17 protein-coding genes are annotated in these 22966 nt (G+C 52.6%); 2 read left to right on the plus strand and 15 right to left on the minus strand.

The window, feature by feature from the left end:
• Positions 1-178: 178 nt before the first annotated feature.
• The 13 genes from M2277_RS02420 to M2277_RS02480 form a co-directional block, all read right to left on the minus strand.
• The gene (locus M2277_RS02420) at positions 179-1630 is read right to left on the minus strand and encodes an MDR family MFS transporter (RefSeq protein WP_280754058.1); all 1452 of its coding nucleotides are present in this window, start codon (positions 1628-1630) and stop codon (positions 179-181) included.
• Entirely contained in the window at positions 1627-1854 is a 228-nt protein-coding gene (locus M2277_RS02425; protein WP_006211666.1) for an MbtH family protein, read from the minus strand. The genes M2277_RS02420 and M2277_RS02425 overlap by 4 nt, the downstream gene beginning before the upstream one ends.
• The gene (locus M2277_RS02430; protein ID WP_280754059.1) at positions 1838-9070 is read right to left on the minus strand and encodes a non-ribosomal peptide synthetase; all 7233 of its coding nucleotides are present in this window, start codon (positions 9068-9070) and stop codon (positions 1838-1840) included. Before M2277_RS02430 ends, M2277_RS02425 begins: the two co-directional genes overlap by 17 nt.
• Positions 9071-9085: 15 nt before the next feature.
• Complete coding sequence (locus tag M2277_RS02435; RefSeq protein ID WP_280754060.1) at positions 9086-10063, minus strand: isochorismatase family protein; 978 nt, start codon at positions 10061-10063, stop codon at positions 9086-9088.
• A 20-nt stretch (positions 10064-10083) separates the two neighbouring features.
• A complete protein-coding gene (locus M2277_RS02440) occupies positions 10084-11736 on the minus strand; it encodes a (2,3-dihydroxybenzoyl)adenylate synthase (RefSeq protein ID WP_280754061.1) in 1653 nt (550 codons plus the stop codon).
• A gap of 3 nt (positions 11737-11739) precedes the next feature.
• Positions 11740-12984: an isochorismate synthase DhbC gene (gene dhbC / locus M2277_RS02445; protein WP_280754062.1), complete on the minus strand. Its 1245-nt coding sequence runs from the start codon at positions 12982-12984 to the stop codon at positions 11740-11742.
• 67 nt (positions 12985-13051) lie between these two features.
• Positions 13052-13837, minus strand: a complete 786-nt coding sequence (locus M2277_RS02450) for a 2,3-dihydro-2,3-dihydroxybenzoate dehydrogenase (protein WP_280754063.1) — start codon at positions 13835-13837, stop codon at positions 13052-13054.
• A gap of 13 nt (positions 13838-13850) precedes the next feature.
• Positions 13851-14693 (minus strand): alpha/beta hydrolase, encoded by an 843-nt coding sequence (locus M2277_RS02455; RefSeq protein WP_280754064.1) that lies wholly within the window; start codon positions 14691-14693, stop codon positions 13851-13853.
• A 10-nt stretch (positions 14694-14703) separates the two neighbouring features.
• Positions 14704-15774, minus strand: coding sequence for an ABC transporter substrate-binding protein (locus M2277_RS02460; RefSeq protein ID WP_280754065.1), 1071 nt, complete (start codon positions 15772-15774; stop codon positions 14704-14706).
• 48 nt (positions 15775-15822) lie between these two features.
• Positions 15823-17040, minus strand: coding sequence for an AraC family transcriptional regulator (locus M2277_RS02465; RefSeq protein ID WP_280754066.1), 1218 nt, complete (start codon positions 17038-17040; stop codon positions 15823-15825).
• Between the two features lie 247 nt (positions 17041-17287).
• Positions 17288-18088 (minus strand): Cof-type HAD-IIB family hydrolase, encoded by an 801-nt coding sequence (locus M2277_RS02470; protein ID WP_006211674.1) that lies wholly within the window; start codon positions 18086-18088, stop codon positions 17288-17290.
• A 31-nt stretch (positions 18089-18119) separates the two neighbouring features.
• A complete protein-coding gene (locus M2277_RS02475; RefSeq protein WP_148246779.1) occupies positions 18120-18881 on the minus strand; it encodes a pseudouridine synthase in 762 nt (253 codons plus the stop codon).
• Positions 18878-20482 carry an RsmB/NOP family class I SAM-dependent RNA methyltransferase gene (locus M2277_RS02480; protein ID WP_280754067.1) on the minus strand — a complete coding sequence of 535 codons (1605 nt, stop codon included), beginning with the start codon at positions 20480-20482 and terminating at the stop codon, positions 18878-18880. Before M2277_RS02480 ends, M2277_RS02475 begins: the two co-directional genes overlap by 4 nt.
• Positions 20483-20641: 159 nt before the next feature.
• Here M2277_RS02480 and M2277_RS02485 point away from each other — a divergent pair, with 159 nt between their 5' ends.
• Together M2277_RS02485 and M2277_RS02490 are read left to right on the plus strand one after the other, a co-directional pair.
• A complete protein-coding gene (locus M2277_RS02485) occupies positions 20642-21169 on the plus strand; it encodes a thioredoxin family protein (protein WP_006211677.1) in 528 nt (175 codons plus the stop codon).
• The gene (locus tag M2277_RS02490; RefSeq protein WP_006211678.1) at positions 21166-21621 is read left to right on the plus strand and encodes a PCYCGC motif-containing (lipo)protein; all 456 of its coding nucleotides are present in this window, start codon (positions 21166-21168) and stop codon (positions 21619-21621) included. Before M2277_RS02485 ends, M2277_RS02490 begins: the two co-directional genes overlap by 4 nt.
• A gap of 95 nt (positions 21622-21716) precedes the next feature.
• Here the strand turns inward: M2277_RS02490 and M2277_RS02495 are convergent, their stop codons facing one another.
• Positions 21717-22160, minus strand: a complete 444-nt coding sequence (locus M2277_RS02495; protein ID WP_280754068.1) for a DUF309 domain-containing protein — start codon at positions 22158-22160, stop codon at positions 21717-21719.
• Complete coding sequence (yjbM, locus tag M2277_RS02500; protein ID WP_006211680.1) at positions 22150-22962, minus strand: GTP diphosphokinase; 813 nt, start codon at positions 22960-22962, stop codon at positions 22150-22152. Before yjbM ends, M2277_RS02495 begins: the two co-directional genes overlap by 11 nt.
• Between the last annotated feature and the right edge of the window lie 4 nt (positions 22963-22966).

The following is a 22966-nucleotide window of genomic DNA, read 5'->3' on the forward strand; positions in this document are numbered from 1 at the left end:
AGCCATCCTAGCATGCCCCAAAACCACGCATCGTGCGGATGAGGAGAAGTCCATACGATGTACAATAAATGATAAAAAGCCACCTTGTCCAACTTACCAAGGCCGCTCTCATCATTAACATTTGCACACGATCTGCTCGAGCTTAACATCACTAACCCTAAAATACTTTTATCTTGTTTTAACTTTCAACCGGAGATGCCTGTTCTTTCACCGGCTTCGAAGCAACGGGCTTGCGAATCGTAGCCGCGGCATCCGAATCCCGAATCCAGCACGCAAAACCGACACCGATGAGCAGGAATCCTGCTGCTCCGAGCAATGCCGCCCGGTAAGCCATCAGATTCGGCTCCATGTCCCCTGCTGCGTTCACACTTCCCGTACCGACAGCCGCCAGGATGCCAGACAGCACAGCCAAGCCGATTGCAGGGCCCAGCCTGTTCTGCACGGTGAACCAAGTCGAAGCCCGCCCCATTGAGGTTGGCGGAATGGTAGCGAAGGCAGCAATCTGTACAGATCCGACGGTTTGGCCCAGGAAAATACCCACGCCAAACAGCAAGCAGCGGATAAACCACGGATTTGTGTTTGCGTACACCATGCTGAGCAGGATGAAGATAAGCGACGTTGCCAAGAGTCCCATGATAATGACGCGTCTCGGACCAAGCCTGGGATACGTCCAGGGCACGAGCTGTGAGGCAATCATGAGACCGATGGCTTCAGGGAACGTGGTCAGCCCCGTTTCCAGCGCTGAGACATGCAATGCGTTCTGATACATTAAAGGGAATACATACAGCATGCCCAGTAGCCCTGCGGAAGCGCACATCGCAATGAAGCCCGTCGTTCGGAACAAGCGGTTGCCAAGCAGTCGCAGATCCAGCAGCGGCTGCTTGACGCTCAGTTCTACCTTGACCAATGCAGCAAGCAATATCATGCCTGCCAGTCCTGCGATCCATACCCGCGGGGCATTCCATCCATGAAGCGGTCCCTGGCTGAGCGCGTACATAAGCAGCGCAAGACCCGGCGCGGACAGAAGAAAACCGGGTACGTCCAATCTGCCCGCATTCGGTTCTTTATGTTCCTTCAACCAGAACAGCCCGAACAATAGCGCTGGAATTCCAATTGGCAAGTTCACATAGAAGATCCACCGCCAAGTAAAATGCTCAACCATCAAACCGCTCACAATCGGTCCGATAGCTGGTGCTATTGCAATCGGCAGAATGAGTGAACGGGAGACTTTTGCACGCTCCTGCGGAGGAAATGTACGGAACAGCATCGCCATGCCGACCGGTGTCAGTAAACCTCCGCCGATGCCTTGAATTACCCTGAATAACGTCAGGGACGTTAAGCTGTCGGCAAAACTGCATAATGCGGACGCTCCGGTAAATATGGCCAGCGCCAGCAGAAACGTCCGCTTCGTCCCCCACTTGTCGCCAAGCCAGCCCGCCATCGGCAGAACGATGGCGAGGCTGACCAAGTAACCGACGTTCAGAATACCCGAAGCCGCTGGCGGTACATCAAGCTCCTGACTGATCGTCTGAAGTGCAACGTTCAGTACGGTAGCGTCCATAGCAACAACAAACATCGCTGCCACATAGACGATGCATAATACCTTTTTCGGATTCATCCAACGGCTCATGGCCTGTTTTCCGGTGCCGATCCGGCATTCGCATATAAACTCCGCGGCCGTAAATCGACCCAGTTTTCGTTGATGTAGGTCATGCACTCTTCTCGTGTGCTAAGCCCCAGCGCTTGAGTCCAGCCATCCGGAATAGCCGCGAAAGCCGGCCAAAGCGAATATTGTCCCTCATGATTCATCAATACGACATATTTGCCATCGGCTTGTTCAAAAGGATTTGTCATAAATTAGCTCCCTCCCGTCATCAGTTGTCTGCTTTTGATGTGCAGCTGCCTCCAGCTTGCCTAGAATACACTTGCCGATATAATCAAGCGGACCCGGCTGGCATAAATCCTTATGCCGGCATTCGATATCATGCCGCTCGATCACTCCGCCCACATAAGGGTTCCACATCTCCGGATCAATGGGATCGAACCAATCGGGAATGATGGTGGAATGGAAGAATAACATATCCCCCTCGAATCGCTTCGGAACGTAGGCCTTCAACAATTGAACCGAATTCTCATAGGTCGTTTTCAGATTCATCATCGTTTCTTCTTCAAGGGATGCCAGTGCACTGCTCTCGTTACGCAATAATTCAAGCGCCGTCGCAATGGTTAATGGCGTGTCGCCGAGCCCCTCCTCAATACTTTCCCTGTCAAAACCGCCAAGAGCGAGCAGCGCGGTCAAAGCCTCGTCTTCATCGGGATCATCCTTGATCGGCAAATAATGACTGGGATAAGCGTCCAGTATGGCGAGTAACTCGATGTCTTCGCCCGCTTCCTGCAGCTGTACCGCAATGGACTGAGCGACGTTACCGCCTAAGGACCAGCCAAGCAGCCGGTAAGGTCCCGTTGGTTGAATGGAACGTATGTGGCGGATATAATCTGCCGTCATCTCTTCCAAAGATTGCGGCAGCTCCTCCGCTTGGGCGATCCCCCTTGCCTGCAAGCCGTAAATCGGATAGTTCATGCCAAGATGCTTCATCAAGCCGGCGTAACACCAGCTCAATCCCCCGGCCGGATGCACACAGAACAGCGGGATTTGATTACCGTGTGTCCGAAGCGGAAGAACGACCTGCAGCGCGCTGTTCCCACCACCCATCTCGAGCTTGTCAACAAGCCCCGCAACCGTGGGCGCTTCGAACAAAGCCGCAATGCTTAATTCTTTCCCCAGCGCTTCTCGAACACGGCTGATCAATCGAACGGCCAGCAAGGAATGGCCGCCGAGCTCAAAGAAGCTGTCGTCAATGCCAACCCTCTTGGCACCCAATATTTCGGCAAACAACTCGCATAACACTTCTTCCTGCGGAGTTCTCGGATTACGACCGTCTGCATCAGACGTTATATCCGGGGCTGGCAGCCCCTTGCGATCCAGCTTGCCGTTGGGCGTAAGCGGCAGCTTGTCCATGAATAGGATCGCCCACGGAACCATGTAGTCAGGCAGCAGGGAAGCGGCATAACGGCGCAGCTCTGCACCCGAGGACGTCTCATTGGAATGGCTGACGACATAGGCGACAAGCCGTTTATCTCCGGGCTGATCTTCACGCACGATAACGGCAACCTGGGCGACGTCAGCATGGCGTATCAGAACCGATTCAATTTCCCCTAACTCAATGCGGAAGCCGCGTATTTTGACCTGATGATCAGAACGTCCCAAGTAATCCAGTGTGCCATCGGCAAATCGCTTCGCCAAATCTCCGGTCCGATACATTCTCGTACCTGGGGGACCATAAGGATCTGCAACAAACCGATCGGCTGTCAAGTCGGGACGCCCCCAATAACCACGTGCCAGCCCCGCCCCCGCGACGTACATCTCGCCGGTTACGCCATACGGAACGGGCTGGAGTTTGGAATCCAGCACATATACCCGAAGATCCGGGATGGATTCTCCGATGAGGCTACTAGCTCCCGGCATCGCGCTATATCGGTTCAGCTCCAAATAGCTGACATGAACGGTCGTCTCCGTTATGCCGTACATATTAACAAGGCGCGGGGCATCATCAGCATGAAGCTGGTACCAGTCGTCCAGCCGCCCAAGCTCCAAAGCCTCGCCGCCGAATACAACGTACCTTAGCGCCAAATTCCTTCCCGTCTCCGGTTGCTCCCGATCCGCCTGTATCAATTGATAGAACGCCGATGGAGTCTGGTTCAGCACCGTTACGCCTTCTTGGGACAGCAAGCTTAGCATTTCATCCGGCGACCTGCTGATCGTATGGGGAACAACTACAAGTCGCCCGCCGTACAACAACGGTCCCCATATTTCCCATACCGAGAAATCAAAGGCATAGGAGTGGAACAAAGTCCACACATCCGTCTCATCAAAATGAAACCAATGCTCAGTAGACGTAAATAACCGGATGACATTCTGATGCGGTACAAGCACACCCTTGGGCTTGCCCGTAGATCCGGATGTATAGATGATGTAGGCCGCACTTTGCGGCATAAGCGGCCGGTGTCGCTCAAGATCGCTTGGATTCTGCTTGGAATAGCGCTGCAGTCGCAGAGCCTGCTCAGGCTCATCGATTACGATACGCTGCACACTTGCTGAATTCGGGAGCTGATCCATCACCTGAACACTTGCCAGGAGACATACTGGAGAAGCATGCTCCATCATATAAGCCAGTCGATCCGCCGGATATTCCGGATCCAGCGGCAGATATGCGGCTCCCGCCTTGAGTGCAGCCAGAATACCAATCACCATTTCGATAGAACGCGGGAGTGCCAGAGCCACAATCTGTTCCGTACCGACACCTGACGCGATTAACATATGAGCAAGCTGGTTCGCACGCTCGTTCAGCTCCTCATAACTCAGCGATTCGCCATCACAGACGATGGCTGTCGAAAGAGGCGAGCGGCCTACCTGTGCTTCAAACTGCTGGGGTATGGTAGCCTGCTTCGAGACAGGCAGCGGAGTGCTCCACTGCTGTCTCATTTCCTCACGTTCTTGTCCAGTCAAAATATCAAGTTTGCTGATTGATTTACTTGGTTCAATGACAGCACTCTCCAACACACGCACAAACCGTTCCGCCATCGCTTCCACAGAACTATGTTTGAACAAGTCTGTGCTGAATTCGATCCATCCGTCCAATCCGTCAGGCTCGCCGTTTGCATCCCGGCGCTCGGTCAACTCGAACGTTAAGTCAAACTTCGCCGTACCCACGCTTTGCAGCTGCAAGCTGGACGTAATTCCAGGCAGATCAAGCGAGGCTTCTGGTGTATTCTGCAGAACCAGCATCACCTGGAAGAGCGGGTGCCGCGCCCGGGAACGCGGTGGGTTCAGTGCCTCTACTAGGCGTTCGAACGGCACGTCCTGATGCTCGAACGCAGCCAGGCTCATCTCCCGTACGCGTTGCAGCAGTTCAGTGAATGACGGATCATCTGAGGTATCGACACGAAACACAAGCGTATTAATGAAGAAGCCGATCAGGTTGTCCAAATTGTCGTCGTTCCGGCCCGAGACGGGACTGCCAATCGGGATGTCCGTTCCCACGCCGAGGTTGGTGAACAGTGCCGCCATGGCAGACTGAAATATCATAAATAAAGTAGCCCTGTTGTTCTGCCCCAGCGCATTTAACTGTTGATGCAGCTCGCGCGTAATCGGAAACGACACGCTTCCTCCCTGATAACTGGCCACTGCCGGTCTTGGATAATCGGTTGGCAGATCCAATTGCTCCGGCAAGCCGCGAAGTGCGCCTCTCCAATAATCCAGCTGGCGATTGATCAGACTGCTCTCGTCTCCCGAGCTGCCAAGCAGCTCTTCCTGCCAGATCGCATAGTCTGCATATTGAACTGGAAGCGGAGGCAACCCAGGGGTACTCCTCTGGCACCGTGCCGCATAGGCGTGGGACAGATCCCGTGTTAACGGGGTTAACGACCAGCCATCTCCTGCAATATGATGCAGCAGCAGCAGAAGCACATATTCATCATCATCCAGCTTGAATAACTCTACGTGCAAGGAAATCTCGCTTGCTAACTCGAAACGGTATCGGACAGCCTCAGCTAACCGCTCAGGCAGGTCTGCTTCGCTTATTTCGGATACAATCAGCTCAGGCCTTGCCTCCTCAAAGGCTAAGATAAACTGATATGAAGCACCCAGATCATCCGGGTATATCGTACGCAGCGATTCATGCCGAGCGGCTACATCCCCCAGTGCCGACTTCAATGCATCCAGATCCAGCGTACCCGACAGGCGAGCCACAAGCGGAATATTATAGGTTGGGCTTGGCCCCTCCAGTCGATACAGGAACCATAATCGCTGCTGGGCAAACGACAGCGGGAGACGCTCTGACCGCTCAGCCGGGCGAACCGCATGTCTTGCCTCTTGTGCATGGTCAAGCCGCTTCACCAGACTCGCTGCTGTTGAAGCTTCAAACAAACTTCCGATGCTCAGCTCTACGCCGAAAGCCTCGCGGACACGAACCATCACCCTACCGGCAAGCAAGGAGTGACCGCCAAGCGCGAAGAAATCATCATCTATCGTTACCCGGGGCAAGCCAAGCACCTCAGCAAAAATTCTGCAGAGCATTTCCTCTTGCGGAGTTCGCGGCATACGGCCAATCGCCGCATGATGATCGGGCACAGGCAGCGCTTTACGATCCACCTTCTTATTCGGAGTTAACGGCATGGTCTCAAGTCTTACGATGACAGACGGCACCATATATTCGGCCAGTTTCAGGGAGGCGTAGCGCCGCAGTTCTGCCGTATCTATCAAACCAGATGAAGCTGATAATGCCGGTACGATGTAAGCAACTAGCCGGCGATCACCTGCACGATCCTCGCGAACGATGACGGCAGCCTGCTCCACATCCGGATGAGTGACAAGCACAGACTCAATCTCTCCGGTCTCGATACGGAATCCGCGCAGCTTGATCTGATGATCGGCACGCCCCAAATAATCAATCCAGCCGTTCGGCAGCCATCTGGCGAGGTCGCCTGTTCTATACATTCGGGATCCGGGTGGACCGAAGGGATCGGCCACAAACCGTTCTGCGGTCAGGTCGGGTCGGCCCAGGTAGCCCCGGCCCAGTCCGGAACCTGCAATATACAGCTCGCCAGCTACGCCAGGAGGTGCCGGAGAGAGTGACGTATCGAGCACATATAACCTCGTGTTCCAGATCGCCCCCCCTATGGATGGCTTCTCGCGTTCATGGTCAAGCTTGGCAGCCGTTGAATAAATCGTCGTTTCGGTCGGGCCATACTGATTATTCACTTCGCAGTTCAGTTCCTGAAGCGCAAGCTTAAGTCCAACCGGCAGGGCTTCGCCGCCTGTAATGACTTTCAGCCCCTTAAACTTCCCGGGACGGCAAGCAACAATCGACTGCCATAACGTCGGAGTAGCCTGCATAATGGTAGCGCCCGTCTCATGGATTCTGCGAATAAGAGCCGGTGCGTCGAGAATGGTATCCCTCATGACAATGTCGAGTGTCGAGCCGCATGTCAGCGGCAGGAGCACCTCCATCACCGAGATATCGAAGGAAATGGTAGTAACCGACAGGAGGCGATCCTGTTCACCGATCTCAATGCGCTCCTGCATATCCAGAAGTAGATTGGCAAGTCCTTCAAAAGTGAGCATCACCCCTTTGGGGCGCCCTGTCGAACCGGAGGTGTAGATGACGTAGGAAGGGTGAAGCGGCAACAGCGAGCTAATGCGGTCGTCATCTCCGGGATTATGAACGGCCTGCCGCTCCAGATCATGGAGGGTGGCCGGTGCATCCAGCTCTACAATGGCTTCTGTTCTTATCATTTTGCCAAAATCCTCAGCCAGCTCCTGTGCCGTAATCAGACACATCGGCTCCGCATCTTCAAGCATGTAAGCGATCCGTTCGGACGGATAATCCGGATCTATCGGCAAATAGGCCGCTCCGGCCTTAAGCACAGCCAGAATCGCAACAACCATATCCAGAGAACGCGGCAGCGATAGGGCAACGATTCGGTCAGGACCTACACCGCGAGCAATAAGCATATGAGCCAGGCGATTAGCGTCCCTGTTCAGCTCCTCGTAACGAAGCGTTAACGCTTCACATACGACCGCCTCTGCCTTCGGGGTGCGTGCGGCCTGCATTTCGAACAATTCCGGTACACTTAGCCTCGGTAATGGACGCGCTGTATCATTCCACTCCAGGAGCACTCTGTCCCGTTCTTCTGGCAGGATAATCGACAAGCCTCCGACAGGATCAGCCGGTTCAGCGTCTGCGAGACTATCAAGCAGATACAAATAGCGGTGTAAATGGGACTCTAACTCCTCTTCGCTGTAAATGGACGGATTGGCATCCATATCCATCCTCAGCCCGTTCCCATCCATGCTACCATACACGTTCAATGACAGATCATCCACGGGACCGGAGCCAAGATTGCGGACGCTGCCGCCGTATCCTCCAAAATTTAATTCCTCTACAAAGGGCATCACATTCACCATCGGCCCGAACAGCCTGCGGTTATCCGCCAGCAGCTTAAGATCACGTCGAATGTCCTGATGCCTGTAGCGTTGATGACGCTTGATGTCGCGAATCTCTGCTGCGACCTGCTGCAGCAGCTCCATCAGACTCATATCGGGCCGTACAAACACGCGAAGCGGCAGCAAATTCATCATCATGCCTGGAACACGGATCGAGGCTGAGCCTAGTCGACACATGACCGGCAAGCCAAGCACAACCTCATTTGCCCCTGTTATACGATGTACGTACAGAGCCGCTGCAGCTGCAACGACGTCCGGCCAGCTTGTCCCTGTTGCTTGGGCGGTTGACTGCCAGCGATGCAGCGCAGATTCGGGAAGCTGCGCAGATCGGCGCAGGAAGCTCCGTGCAGACCGCTGGGCGTGGCCGCCTAAACTGACAACCTCCGGTTCATCAGCAAAGCGCTTCAGCCAGAACTGACGATCCGCCTCGACCTGTTGGGACATGCGATAAGCCGTATCTTCTTCCAGGATCGTACGAAATGGGCCAAAAGCAGCTGGTTCAGAATAACCACCGCCTGCTAATGCCGTATAAACCTGGGCAACTTTTTTTAACAGCAGCGATACGCCGAAACCGTCGATTACGATATGATGAATGCGCTGATACCAATAGTAGCGATCGGATGCCAACTTGAGCAGTGCCTCCGTGAACAACGGCCCTCGGCTCAGATCTACAACCTGGGCAAGATCGTGCTCCATCCAACATTGGGCAGCATGAACCGGGTCATCCTGCCCGCTGACATCGATAACCTGAAGCTGCCACTCCGGAGAAGGAACGATATACTGCCAAGGACCGTCCGCATCTTCACCGAAGCGAACGTGTAAGGCTTCCGCCTCCCCCACCGCTTGTCGTACAGCCGTTTCGAATAGAGTCTGATCTACAGGTCCGCGTATCTCAATGCATTCCGCTGTGTTGAATATCGGGTTGTCTGGATCAAGCTGCTGCGCAAACCAAATACCCAGCTGAGCTCCGGACAGAGACCAGCGCCCCCTCTTCTCCTCAAGCATATAAATCCCCTCCCTCTATACCGTATAGTAATCATAATTAGGCGGCGACACACTCATCTTGATTGAGAGCAGCTTCCACCAATCGGCCAGTGTGGGATGTTCAGCTAATTCCACAAAGCTGATATCGATGCCGTCGCGACGCAAACGCTCGGTCAAACTCATAATTCGAATGGAATCCAGTCCCCAGTGTTCGATCAGATTGTCGGTTTCGCCCAGATTAGCCGACTGCTCCTGTAATAGGGCTGCCACTTCATCTCGAAGTCTTTGCAGTGTCAGCGGGGGTTGTTCTTCCACAGCTACCCTTTCATCCATTCCTCCGCTGAACGATCCAACCCCCTCAGACTCAGGCCGGTAAGCTTGGGTCAGCGAGGTGACAAGGTGTTCCGTCGTCAGTGTTACAGCGCATCGTTCTGCAGCGTAGGTAAGCGCCAGATGATGCTTCTCTTCCGAGAAATCCGCAACCGCATCCGCAATGAAGAAGGGCTGAATATCCTTCATGAAGGCCTCGCTGGCAGTCAACAAGCAGCCAATATGCGCATAGATGCCGCATATCATCAACTGGTCTCTCCCTTGCTCGCGCAAAATCTCCAGCAAATTCGTTTTTTGGAATGCGCTGTATCTCCATTTGGTTAGGAGCATATCTTGTTCAGCAGGCGCAACCGCATCAACGAACTTTTTCTGATAGGGTCCGTCATCGATGCCGGACCCCCAGAAATCCTGCAGCAGGCCGCGCTGCTCGGGCGCCTGGCCGCCAGGCTGTGCGGAATAGATAACCGGAATCTCCAGCTCTGTACAGTAAAGACGCAGCTTCTGAATATTGGCGATCAACTCCACGACAGGAGATTGATCAGGTGTAAATGCATCAACGAAATATTGCTGCATATCGTGGATGAGCAGCACGGCACGACTCGGGTCCGCCGTCCACGTCACCTTGTTCTTGGGTAAATCTGTCTCCACAGGCATTGGATAAGGTAATATCTTAGGAAGTGCCATCCTATCTCCTCTTTTCTCGTTTATTTTGAAACGTTCACCCGTTCATCCTGCTGTTGTGCCGCAAGTTCACGCAGACTCTTTTTGCTCACTTTGCCTACCCCGGTGTGGGGGAAGGATTCCATAAACTCCACCCGATCGGGGATTTTATATGCAGCCAGCCCTCTTTTTCTAAGAAAAGCCTTCAGCTCATTGCCGCTGATGGCAGGATCATGCACGATCACAAAAGCACAGGTCCGCTCGCCAAGAAACTCGTCCGGCATGGCTACCACAGCTGCGTCGTGCACGTTCGGATGGGCAAGCAGATGATTCTCAACCTCCTCTGCCGCTACTTTATCGCCTCCGCGGTTAATCTGATCCTTCGAACGGCCTTCAATTACCAAGTAACCGGAAGGCGTCATGCTTGCAAGATCGCCCGTACGATAAAAGCCGTCTGACGTAAATGCCCTCTCATTATGTTTATCCGCTTTATAATAACCGCGAATGGTATAGGGTCCTCGTGTCAGCAGCTCCCCTACCTCACCGGGAGGTACCTCAACATCATCCTCATCGACCAACCGCACTTCATCGAACGGCGACATCGGTCGCCCCTGTGTATTCACCGTGATTTCTTCAGGATCATCCAGCCTGGTATAATTCACCAAGCCTTCCGCCATTCCGTATACTTGCTGTAACGTGCAGCCCAGGACCCTTTTCACCCGCTTGGCTGCCTCGGCACTGAATTTGGCCCCGCCAACCTGCAGCACCTGCAGATGAGACAGATCATAATGACGGGATTGAGCCGCCTCAAGCCAGATCAAGGCCAGTGGCGGAACGACAGCCGTAATCGTCACTGCCTCTGATCTTATTAGAGGAAATGCGACATCGGGACTGGCTGAACGGGCAAGCACCACGCAACCTCCCGCATACAATGTCCCCAGCACGCCCGGCGAGCTGAGCGGAAAATTATGGGCGACCGGAAGTACGGCCAAGTAGACGCTCTCCTTATGGAGAGCACATACTTCCGCACTAACGCGCAGGCTGTATATATAATCGTCATGCGTGCGCGGAATGAGCTTTGGAAGCCCGGTCGTTCCTCCCGACAGCTGCAAGAATGCAACGTCGCCAGAATCAGGACCCTCCGCGTCTAACCGGTCGTACACTTCGTTCGCGTCATCTATATACAAATCGTCCAGGGAGGTAAATGCCCCCGAACCCGGGTCGCCTGCCACGATGACATGACGAAGCGATGGGACCGATGCTTGGACTTGAGACGCTAATTCCCGGTAATCAAATCCCGAGTCCTTGTCTGTAATAATATAGGCAGCCGCCTCGCTGAACCCGCATAAATAGACGACTTCGCTCCTGCGATGAACAGGCAAAGCAAAGACAGGCAGCGCCCCGATCCGGAACAGCGCGAATATCGTATCGAAAAATTGCGCTATATTCGGGAGCTGAACGATAATTCGATCCTCGGCCTTAATTCCGAGTTTAAGAAAACCGGCAGCCAAACGGTCCACTCGATGGTCCAGCTCCGCATAACTGATCCGCTGATCACCGCTCACGACTGCGATCCGTTCCCCGTCTGCTGCGGCCCGCTTCCGCAGCAGCTGTCCGAAAGTTTCTCCCTGCCAGCATCCTTCCGCGCGATAACGGTTCGCAAATTCCTCAGGCCAAGCCCTCCATCCTGCCAACATGGCTTATTCCTCCTTCAGAGTCATCGGTTGTTGTTCGTTCAAGCCCATAGCAGCCAGGATCGTGCGGAATTTAGCTGACGTCTCGGCCAGCTCTGCATCTGCATCTGAGCCTGTCACAATGCCGGCCCCCGCAAATACCCGCATGAATTGCCCTTCCGTTTCCGCACAGCGAATCGTGACAGCCCACTCTCCGTCCCCGTTTGCATCCAACCAGCCCACGGCTCCCGAATAGAAGCCGCGATCAAACGGCTCGATCTCTTGAATGGCATTCCGGGCCGCATCGCTGGGCGTACCGCATATCGCTGGTGTCGGATGCATTGCCAGGGCAAGATCCAGTGACGTCACCGCATCATCCTTCAGCACGCCGTTGATTTCAGTAGACAGATGCCACATGGCCTTCGTCTGTATAAGCGAAGGGCCTGGGGGAACGTCCAGCTTGCTGCAATAAGGCTGTAAAGCAGCTGCCACCGCATCAATGACAACCGCATGCTCGTATCTGTCCTTCGCGGAGGACAGCAGCGCCGCCGCCCGCCGCTCATCTTCAACCGGATCCTCACTGCGCGCTGCAGAGCCGGCCAATGGATTAGCTTGAATCCGGAGCCCCTTCTTCGTAACGAGCAGCTCGGGACTTGCACCGAATAGCGTTCGTGTCGATGCAATGGCATCAGGACTGGTGGAGAGCGATAATTCCGGCAGCAATGGAACCGCAAAGGTATAACCATGAGCGTGATAATATGCTAAGTGATACAAGATTTGAGGAATTTGCAAGGCCTGGGGAAGTTGGATGTATAATGTTCGGGAAAGCACGGCTTTCTGGAGTACATCTTGCCGGATCAGCTCCAGCACACGGTCCACGCCTTGCTTGAATTGCGCGGGTCCCGGAACAGGCTGTACTTCATAACCGGAAATTTGCGGTTTTTCGGGCGCTTCTCCCGTTGTGAATTGAAGTGAGTCATACCACTGTGCTGTAAGGGGGATAAACAGGTTTGCCGGTTGCAATGTGTTAAAAGGGATGGCACCTACAACCACGGCTTCCGTTCGTCCCGCTTGCTTCGCTGCTCCCAGCAGCTCCGCTACACGTTCCGGCAGCGACCTGTTGTCGTTTCCCGAGGGGATAGACAGCTTCGAATACTCTCCATGCGTTAATAACGTCTTGCGCGGCGATGAGAAGAAGAAAGACGAACCCGACCGATATTGTTCCATAAGTTTCGCAGCCTCGGCTGCGGTTGGAGCATCATAGCGTAACATTACAGTCTCCTCTCTGCTTATGAGCCTACCCATATTTTTTTTGGAATCTCGTACAATCCGAGAATCCTCAGCAGCCCAAAATCGCACCGCCATCTACGCATAAATCCTGCATCGTAATATGTCCTGCCTGATCGGATGCCAGAAACAGAACAGCATCCGCAATATCGGAAGGAAGTGCGATTTTGCCCAGCGGTATGCCGACACGAAAGGATTCAAGCGAACCCTCAATGACAGACTCTGCCCCTTGACCGCCCCTCCATAACAAACGCTGCATCTCTGTATCGGTAGAGCCGGGAGAAACGACATTGCATCGGATGTGATGACGGGCATATTCGAGTGCCAGGCATTTCGTGAACATGGTCGATGCTGCCTTGGAGGAAGCATAGGCAGACATCTGTGCACGCGGAACTTTGGACGCATTCGATCCGACCGTTATGATAGCCCCTCTATTGCGTCTAGCCATACGCCGCACAACGGAACGCGACGTGTAGAACACGCCGTTTGTATTGACGTTAAAATGCGTCTGCCAATCCTCGTCATCCAGTGAATCAATCCCGCCGATTCGCAGCACACCCGCGACATTAACGAGAATATCAATCGGACCAAGCTCGCTCTCGATTCGCTCAACAGCGGCTTCGACATCGGCGCTGTGACCGACATCGACTTGATAAGCGGCTGCTAGCGCATCCGATTGGCTTAAATCAGCGGTGAGGCTGATCAGCTCAGCCTCCTTCTGATCGACAGCCGCCACAATGGCTCCTTGCTGAGCGAGAGCTCGTGCCACCGCCTCCCCAATACCTTGGGCAGCCCCGGTCACGAGTGCCACTTTTCCTCGGATACCTGCATACTCCATATCATTCAACTCCTTAGTCATCAGGATTGAGCGCAAACCTCAAGGCTTTGCTTATGAGGACGGGCAGCACAGAGAGATGCCCTTCGCTCTCAAACTCCTTAAATTCAGCATGAATGCCGTATCCCGACAGAGGAGCCAAGCGTTCTGCGAGCTGACAAGCGCTTATGCAATTGCCAGTCACATGAGACCTCTCCAGTTCTCCCGCGCCAAGCATCAGCCGCACCTGGAGCGGATCTTCCTTCACACGCTCGGTAAAGCGCTGTTCCATCTCACGCAGATACTCCTGATTCCAATGAATGGAAGGACTCCCTGCAATGTAATATCTGAATGCCTGCGGTTTGCTGAACATGGCATACAGCGTGAACAATCCGCCAAGTGAATGGCCGAATATCGCCCGGCGATTACGGTCAATGTTAAACTCGCTTTCGATCTGCGGCTTCAAGTCCTCCTCCATAAATTGCAGGAATTCAGCCGCTCCCCCCTGTTCCGGTACCGAGTTGCCATCAAACTTGTTCCTGAATTTCGTATTGGGAAAAGGCGTGTAATCATAGAACCGGTCCGGAGCGTACTGCCCCTCCGTGTCATAACCGATACCGACGATGACAGCAGGCAGAATCCCCGTTTTATCCGGCCGATGACACTGTAGACGCAGGGTTTCGACCATCGTATGGAACACGCTGTTACCGTCTAACAAATAAATAACTGGATACCCTGCCGGAGGAGCCTGCCCCATCGGCTGTGCGGCCATGATCCGATAGCGGCGATGCCCTGCACTCGACTGTTTTACCCAATGCTCTGCATTTGGCAGCTCGACACTGCGACGCATCATATCCAGATGGAGTATAGGATTGCTCATGATGCCCTCCCTATTGACCCGTAATGGAGCGAACGACATCGTCTACGATTTTCTCGTATGCAATGAGGCCACTTCCAAGCCAGTAAGCGTTATTTGCTTCATACACCTGCCCATTCTTGACAGCAGGCATGCTCTTCCAGATCTGGCTTTCCGTCATTTCCTTCATGCGCTCGGTTCCTTGATCATAAGCGTTAATTACAAAAACATAGTCCGCATCCAGCTGAGGAAGGATCTCTAATGAGATGTTAGCCGCATTTTCGTTCTCGACAAGCTTGGACTTGCCAAGCCCCAGATCCTGATGGATAACGAACCCGCACAGATAATTTCCGCCCATCAGACTAACACCTCTAGGTGCAAAACGAATAATGGCAACCTTCTTGTCCCCAATCACCTGACTGAGCTTATCTTTCGCTTCGCTTGCTTTTTGCCTATAGTTGGCCAGGGCTTCGTCAGCCTCTGGAGCTTTCCCCAGCAGATCCCCCAGCGTTGCCAGAGACTTCTCAACATTGCCGGAGGCATTCTTAAACACATACGTCGGCGCGATTTTGGCATATTTCTCATAAGTTCCATCCGCTGCGTAAGTTTCTGTATGCAGTACGATAAGATCCGGCTCATAGGACATTAACGCTTCCGGTGAAGGCAAGCCTCCTGAAAAATCAATCAGAGGGATGCCATTCAGCTCCTCCTGCAAATAGGCATGTCCGATCTTGCCGTTAGCCCACTGTGCAACAGGCTTCACACCCAGCTTCAACAATGAATCCTCCATATTAGGTGCGAATACTTTACTCACGTCGGCCGGAATTTTAACTTCATGCCCAAGTTCATCCGTAACCGTCCGTTCCTCCCCTGCAGCTGCCACCTCATCAGGCGTCTGCGTTTCCTCTGTCGATTTGTCGCCGCCTTCTCCTGCATTAGAGACTTCAGTCGCTGCATTCTTTGTTGCCTGCTGATCACCATCCGCTGTCCCGGAATCGCCCTTGTCCCCACAGCCTGACAGCAAGCCTATGACGAGTACACAGCACACAAGTGCTGATATTTTGATTCTCCAACTACCCTTTACACGGTTCACACGTTTTGCCACAATCAATCTCCTCCTGTGATAATGATTCTCAATTAAGTCGAGTATATATTATGTGGCAAAAGATTCACCATGGCTTTTATCCAGAACTCCATTTGGACTATCTCCTGTAAACAGCAGCAGCGCCTCGTCCAGCATTCTCGTAACCGCAAGCGCAGAATATTCAAACCAGGGATCGGACGAGATCATATATACACCACCTTGAGCGACGGCTCTGAGTTTGTGCCATTTGGCAGAATACTGAAGCGCAAGCCAACTGCGGCGAGAGGCGGCTTCAGGGCATACCGCAATCAGGATCCGGTCAGGATTGCACTCCAGCAGATCATCCAGCGAAATCGGCTGATTATGGTTGGCATCCAAAGCGCAGGGAGCAATCAGCTGCAAATCCTGATACAGCACTTCCCCAAGCCCCCGGTTACCATATATATAGAGGTTCGAGCCGTATATCCGCAGCGCGATGACCTTCTCTTTTCCAACCACTTGCAGCATTTGCGAGCGTGCATACCGGACTCTCTGTTCATACTGCTCGATCCATAATGCCGCCTGTTCTTCTTTGCTCAAAAAAGCGGCGATCGTCCTAAGCTGATCCCTCCATCCTGCACGGGATGAAACGATCAAGGTAGGAGCAATATGCTTCAGCTTGCTGATATCGTCTGGACCAAGATGATCCATACCGATAATGACATCAGGCTTTGCGCGAAATAACTGCTCGATATTCTCTTCGAATCGGCTATCCGGGTAGGGGGACGTAAGTTTCAGCCGGGACTTGATCTCCGAGTTGTAGGCATTGTAGTAGTACGGGGTCCACTTGGCGTCAAGAGGCGCGGCCGCGGGTATGACATTCAGTGCCACCAGCTGCCCAATGATGGACGAAGAGCAAGCCGCAATCAGCTGTCTTGAACTTCTGACATACTCCGTCGGGGACATGCCCACCTTCTTCTTGAATTTACGACTGAAGTAGAATTCATCCTTATAACCGACCTTCAGCGCAATATCTCTTAGCCGATCGTCGGATTCAACCAAATGGCGCTTCGCGTGATTAATACGCACATCGGTCAAGTAATCAATGGTCGTCTGACCAAAGGTCTTCTTGAACAGATCCACAAAATATTTAGGACAAATATTAGCCATCTGCGCCAATTGGGAAATGGATAACGCTTCGTTATAATGACGATCTATATATTCCTTAATCTCAACCAGGCTGGTTTTTCCATTCCGGTCCGAATCCAACATGTAATCTTCTATTTTCAGCTCTTCTTCTGTACGCATGAGCAGCCTCCCTTGGATCAAATCGATGAACAGATGTATTCTCCATCTCGAAATAATTGATAATGATTATCATTTTCATTCATAAAAATAGCATGCCAACATAATGGTGTCAATCCAAATTTGGAAGGATATGCATGACATTCGGTTCCGAATGGACTCTGTGAAGAGACCCATTCCACACAAAAACCCCGCCACAGGCACTTGATTCAAGTGTCTGTGGCGGGGTTCATTGTTTAGCCTATTCGATTTATGACAAGCAGTATTTTACCAGCGCTTCGTGTACGCCATCCTCGTTATTTGAAGTCGTCACCGCATTGGCAGCAGCCTTTACTTCCACAGGAGAATTATCCATCGCAATACCCATACCGGCAAAAGTCAGCATCGTGATATCATTAAAGTAATTGCCGATGGCAAGCACCTCTTCCTGTTGATAACCTCTATTGGCTGCCAGCTGCTTCAGCGCATTTCCTTTGGATGCATCACGATGCATGAGATCGATAAAGAACTCCCCGCTTCGCAGCATGTTGAGTGGAAGGTTCCACTTGCTCCAATCCCCGTAAACCCGGTCCATATCGGCCGACTCGCCGAAAGCCGTAAGTTTCACCACCGGGCCCGACAGCTCCTCCCATGCCGGGAGGTTGCTTGGCAGCATCAAGTAGTTTTCATACATAAACCGAACAGGGCCAGCAAGCTCCTCCACTTGGTCCACATACATCTCAAATGCAGTATTCACGTCAAAATGCACGCCATGCTCACGGCAGTATTTCATGAAGGGCTCGAGCTGAAGGGGATCCATGCCGAACTGATGCACAATCTTCTGGGTCTCCACTTCGACCGTTGCCGCGCCGTTATGACTGATAACATAACCGCCAAGACCCATACTTTTCATAAAAGGAATCGAATTCAGCGGACCTCTTCCTGTGCACAGTACAATTTCTACCCCTTGTTTTGCAGCTTCCATGACGGTGTTTCTGGTTTTTTCCGTAATTTCATGATCATCGTTCAGCAGCGTTCCGTCAACATCCAGTGCCACCAACTTGTATGCCATTCTCCATCCATCCTTTTAAATATCTATTTCTCTATAATGACGCTGTTCTTCCAATCAAAGCCAGCTCTTCTTCGGTCAGCTCCCGATATGTCCCGATCTCGAGACTTTTATCCAGTCGAAGCTCACCCATGCTGACTCTTTTGAGATACACGACCTTCTTGCCGACCGCCTCGAACATCCGCTTTACCTGATGAAATTTTCCCTCATGAATCGTCAGTGAGATGCGCGACAGAATGACTCCGTCATCCCGTTCCTCATGGGAATGGATCACCAGCTCCGCTGGCATGGTAGCATACCCGTCATCCAGGGTGACCCCCGCAGCAAACAGCCGGGCATCTTCTTCCCCGACGCGGCCTTCTACAATCGCTTCATAGGTTTTGGGGATATGCTTTCGCGGTGACAGTAGTTCATGGGCCAATTTACCGTCGTTTGTCAGCAGCAGCAGTCCTTCCGTATCCTTATCCAGTCTGCCCACCGGGAACGGCTCGAAGACAAGATAATCCTTGTCCAGAAGATCCAGCACCGTTCGATCCCGAAGGTCTTCTGTTGCCGAAACGACACCCGGAGGTTTGTGCAGCATTATATACACGTATTCCCGGTATTGAATGGTCTCACCCTCAAACTCAATGATGTCCGTATAAGGATCAACATGTTTGCCGGGATCTTTCATCACCGTGCCATTAACAACAATGCTTCCTTGTTTGGCCATTTTCTTCAGCTCGGCACGTGAGCCGAAACCCAGATTAGAGAGCACCTTGTCCAATCTTTGCGTTGTTCTTCCCTTTGTACTCATACCGATGTCCACCTCCAACCTGCCGGATACTCATTCTTCAGCATGCCTGCCTGCCATTTGCCCCATCCCGCTGAGTACCCGTCTATACAGACTAACACATAACCCTTAGCTTCAGCACCCTGACGGCATACCACGCGCTCCTCAGAGATCGACAGGGTTTCGCCTTTCAAATAACGTACCGCTTCCCCGTCCTCGGAGGACAGACTCACATATCTTGCAGCCTCCTCCGGATGAAGCGCCGTCGCCAGGGGATGACCGGGCACGAACCGTTCATTCTTCAGTTGTCCCATATACCATCCAGGACGGATCACCTTCAGTTGCTTCAGCCGATCTTCCGGCAGCGAAGATATATACACGTGGTTTCCATACAACACAGGGTATCCTGACAGACTTCCATGCAGCTGCTCGCGGATAAAGTCATAAAACGGATCGATTGAGATGTAATCCGCCTGACGATCCCCACTGCCCCGGCGTGATGTCTGCTGACGAGCAGCACTTTTACCGCTTTTACTGTTTTTCCCGGATTGCCCCATCTTTTCTTCCCGGAGTGACAGTTTCCCTTTGCGCTCGCGCGGTTTATCTGTTCGGGAGGAGACGGCAAGCGTCCCGTCGTCCTGCAGCATCAAGGCAGCCCGTTTCGATTCGTCATCCCCTGAAGTCAGCTCGCCCTCCCGCTGAAGCACAGCCATAAAATGCCCTTCACCCTTCACCTTATGCGGCCACAACCTGGCCGTTCCGGTCAGCTGTATCAGTACGTCGTCCCCCACGTGCCCTTGTCCTGTCAGCCACTTGGTTTCACCCGGGGAGAAATAGTCCGAATGCTCCACTGGGACCAAGCGAAAATCCTGATGGTTGTTCAGAAACTCCGCAATCATCCCCTCATTCTCCTCCGGTGAGAAGGTGCAGGTGGAATACACGAGCCGACCTCCAGGCGTAAGCATTTTTGCAGCCGACGTCAAGATTTCCCGCTGCATCTCTGCAAATTTAAGGGGAGACGATTCTTCCCAATACTTCAGCATGGATTCGTCTTTACGGAACATTCCTTCGCCGGAGCAGGGAGCATCAATTAATATTTTCGTGAAAAATCGGGGGAAAGCCCCGGCAATCCGCTCCGGGTCCTCATTAAGCACGACGGCGTTCCGGACGCCGTACATCTCCAGGTTTTTGGCCAGCGCCTTTGTCCGGTCGGGATGAAGATCATTGCTGACCAGTACTCCCTCCCCCTTCAGCTTGGCCGCAATTTGCGTGGATTTGCCGCCAGGGGCTGCGCACAGATCCAGCACGATATCCCCAGGGGCAACGCCCAGCAATTCAACCGGCGCCATGGCGCTGGGCTCCTGTATATAATAAAGCCCTGCATGATAGTAAGGGTGCCGTCCCGGGCGTTCCCCATCCCGAATATAAAAACCGGTAGAACACCAGGGAATGGGCTCCAGCTCAAAGGGCGATACCTTCAGGAATTCCTCTCTGCTGATCTTCAGCGTATTGACCCGAATGCCTGCATACGGAAGCTGTTCATACGACTTCATAAAATTGTCATAGTTTTCGCCAAGCAGCGATTTCATCTTCGCCAGAAACGGCGAAGGCAGACGTAATGCCATACTAAGTACCTACCTGTTCTGTATCGTATCGGTTTAAATGATATTTTCCCATTACCGAAGCGGACTTTCGCATGTTCCGCTCCGACTTTTAATATTGTATAATAAACTACATTAAAAAGGACAAGTCCTTGTTATTATTAATCATTAGGGGGTGGATCCATGAACCGCAAAAAAAAGAATAAATACACCGCGTTATACGCCTTTGGCGGAGTCTTTATTGTATTGGTCGCTGCACTCTTTTTCCTGAACGGTCAAGGAGAAGCAAGCGAATTGTATGGCGGTAAGAAGGTCTCCAGCCTGAACCCAGCCACGCAGGAACTCCTTAATGATCCGAACTACCAGCAAATTATTTTGCCGGATCAGCTGAAGAGCAAGGTAGACAACAAAGAGAACTTTTTCGTATACTTCTTTGCTTCCGACTGTCCGCACTGCCGGGCGACAACCCCGGAATTGATGCCTTTAGCAGATGATGCCGGCATTACGATGCACCAGTATAACCTCCGTGAGTACCAGGAAGGCTGGAGGGAATACAACATTGAGTTCACCCCAACGCTTGTCTACTATGAGAACGGTGTGGAGAAAGAACGCATGATTGGCGGATTGAAGCCGGAAGGCTCCAGTGAAGGCTACTCGGTGGATGACTTCAAGCAATTCCTTGATAAATACAAGGGGAGCGTGACGCCATGAACCGCACTCGCGCTATACTCTTTACCTTCGTCATTTCAGGCATGCTGCTTACCGCTTGCGGCGGCAAAGAATCCGCTGTGGGGCATCAGCACGGCGCCGATTCTGAACGATACGAGACAACTGCGAGCCTGACGGTCATGCCGGAATTCCTGTCGAGTTATACCGACAATACGCAAGCAACCTATGCCACGGTCGCCGAATTAGAGGACATCATCAAGGATATCAAATGTTATTGCGGCTGTATGGATGAGGAAACCGGCTATCACGATTCCCTCCACCGCTGCTTCATCGCCGAGAGCAAGGACGGCGAAGTCAAATGGACGGACCATGGCGCCCAATGCGGCATCTGTCTGACCGAGCTGCAGGATGCCAAGCGGCTTCATGATGAAGGAAAATCCGTCGAGGAGATCAAAGAGTTCATCGATAACAAATACAAAGGCACCGAATCCTGATCGCTGCATTTCCGCATAAAAGAGCTGCCCGGAGTAGATCACTCTACAGACGGGCAGCTCTTTTTTTCACCTTGTTTCCCCTTGGCACTTCCCATTCAATGGGAATGTGACCGTTCCGGCTTTCGCCGCTGCGGAATGTTGGGTTTTATATTCTCCGAAGCCATCTCAACCGCCTGCCTAAGCTCAGTATCCCCAATTTCTATGGTCAGATCCCTATAGGGAAAAGGATGAGCGTCATAGGATGACAGCTGCTTGGCATAACGGCGCACCTCACTCACCAGCTTCCCAAGGGAGATTCCCAGTTCATCCTCAGGATACACCTCAAGCCGGGATACGGCGCTGGTGAACATCTTGTACGCTCCTCTTACATTGTTGTTCCGAAAATGAAAGAGCCCCACAGCCACTTGCAGCAGTCCCTTATATCTTGGATCGCGGTCCTGCTCAAGCCACAGCTCCTCAAGCACCTCATGACATTCGAAATAATCCTGATCGCGGTTGAAATATACCAGGTAAGCTACGTATAACGGTTCATAACTCATGTTCGTTTACTTTCTTCTTCGCTTCGGAGAGCAGCTCTTTGACCTCGTCGAGCAGTACCTTCATCGCATCCATGTCGTGATTTTGCCAAATCACGTTAAACCGGCTCTGAAATGCAATCGCCTCATTAACCAGATGAAAGAAATACAGCTTGTGAATCGCATTCAGCACCTGCGTCGTAATATTCGAGTCATCCTCGAACTTGCGCTGTGCCTCCAAAATATCCTCGCGGATGCTCGACATCTCCGTATCCAGCGTGTTGGCTGCTTCTCCGGCCTTCTTCAGCCGTGCCCGGATATCATCCGGAAGGCTTTCCCGGTACTTGTAGCTGAGCGAATGCTCAATCGTCGCCCAGAAGTTCATGGCCAATGTGCGGACCTGGATTTCGGCAAGAACTTTCTTTTGTCCCAGGGCAGTTTGCACCGGGTACTCGATAATCATATGAAAGCTACGATAGCCGCTTTCTTTGAAGTTGGTAATATAATCTTTCTCAAATAATACGGTCAGGTCCTTCCGTGCCCGGATGTATTCGGCAACCCGCCGGATATCCTCCACGAACTGACACATGATTCGAATGCCTGCGATATCCTCAATCCCGGTTTCCAACTCGTCCATCGGCACATTGAGGCGCTTCGCCTTGTCCAGTATGCTCGAGATCCGTTTGACCCGACCCGTTACGAATTCGATAGGTGCGTATTCCTCCCGCTTCTTCAGCTCGGAGCGCATCGTCTTGAATTTGACCTTCAATTCCTCAACGGTCTGCTCATACGGAAGCAAAAATGTCCCCCAGTCTCTAACGTCCATCGCC

This window comes from Paenibacillus sp. LBL (assembly GCF_029893715.1).
GTDB lineage: Bacteria > Bacillota > Bacilli > Paenibacillales > Paenibacillaceae > Paenibacillus_AQ > Paenibacillus_AQ glucanolyticus.

Coding starts and splice junctions, on each gene's coding strand:
- M2277_RS02420 (WP_280754058.1), bottom strand. CDS start 1,630: ATGAGCCGTTGGATGAATCCGAAAAAGGTATTATGCATCGTCTATGTG.
- M2277_RS02425 (WP_006211666.1), bottom strand. CDS start 1,854: ATGACAAATCCTTTTGAACAAGCCGATGGCAAATATGTCGTATTGATG.
- M2277_RS02430 (WP_280754059.1), bottom strand. CDS start 9,070: ATGCTTGAGGAGAAGAGGGGGCGCTGGTCTCTGTCCGGAGCTCAGCTG.
- M2277_RS02435 (WP_280754060.1), bottom strand. CDS start 10,063: ATGGCACTTCCTAAGATATTACCTTATCCAATGCCTGTGGAGACAGAT.
- M2277_RS02440 (WP_280754061.1), bottom strand. CDS start 11,736: ATGTTGGCAGGATGGAGGGCTTGGCCTGAGGAATTTGCGAACCGTTAT.
- dhbC (WP_280754062.1), bottom strand. CDS start 12,984: ATGTTACGCTATGATGCTCCAACCGCAGCCGAGGCTGCGAAACTTATG.
- M2277_RS02450 (WP_280754063.1), bottom strand. CDS start 13,837: ATGGAGTATGCAGGTATCCGAGGAAAAGTGGCACTCGTGACCGGGGCT.
- M2277_RS02455 (WP_280754064.1), bottom strand. CDS start 14,693: ATGAGCAATCCTATACTCCATCTGGATATGATGCGTCGCAGTGTCGAG.
- M2277_RS02465 (WP_280754066.1), bottom strand. CDS start 17,040: ATGCGTACAGAAGAAGAGCTGAAAATAGAAGATTACATGTTGGATTCG.
- M2277_RS02470 (WP_006211674.1), bottom strand. CDS start 18,088: ATGGCATACAAGTTGGTGGCACTGGATGTTGACGGAACGCTGCTGAAC.
- M2277_RS02475 (WP_148246779.1), bottom strand. CDS start 18,881: ATGAGTACAAAGGGAAGAACAACGCAAAGATTGGACAAGGTGCTCTCT.
- M2277_RS02480 (WP_280754067.1), bottom strand. CDS start 20,482: ATGGCATTACGTCTGCCTTCGCCGTTTCTGGCGAAGATGAAATCGCTG.
- M2277_RS02485 (WP_006211677.1), top strand. CDS start 20,642: ATGAACCGCAAAAAAAAGAATAAATACACCGCGTTATACGCCTTTGGC.
- M2277_RS02490 (WP_006211678.1), top strand. CDS start 21,166: ATGAACCGCACTCGCGCTATACTCTTTACCTTCGTCATTTCAGGCATG.
- M2277_RS02495 (WP_280754068.1), bottom strand. CDS start 22,160: ATGAGTTATGAACCGTTATACGTAGCTTACCTGGTATATTTCAACCGC.
- yjbM (WP_006211680.1), bottom strand. CDS start 22,962: ATGGACGTTAGAGACTGGGGGACATTTTTGCTTCCGTATGAGCAGACC.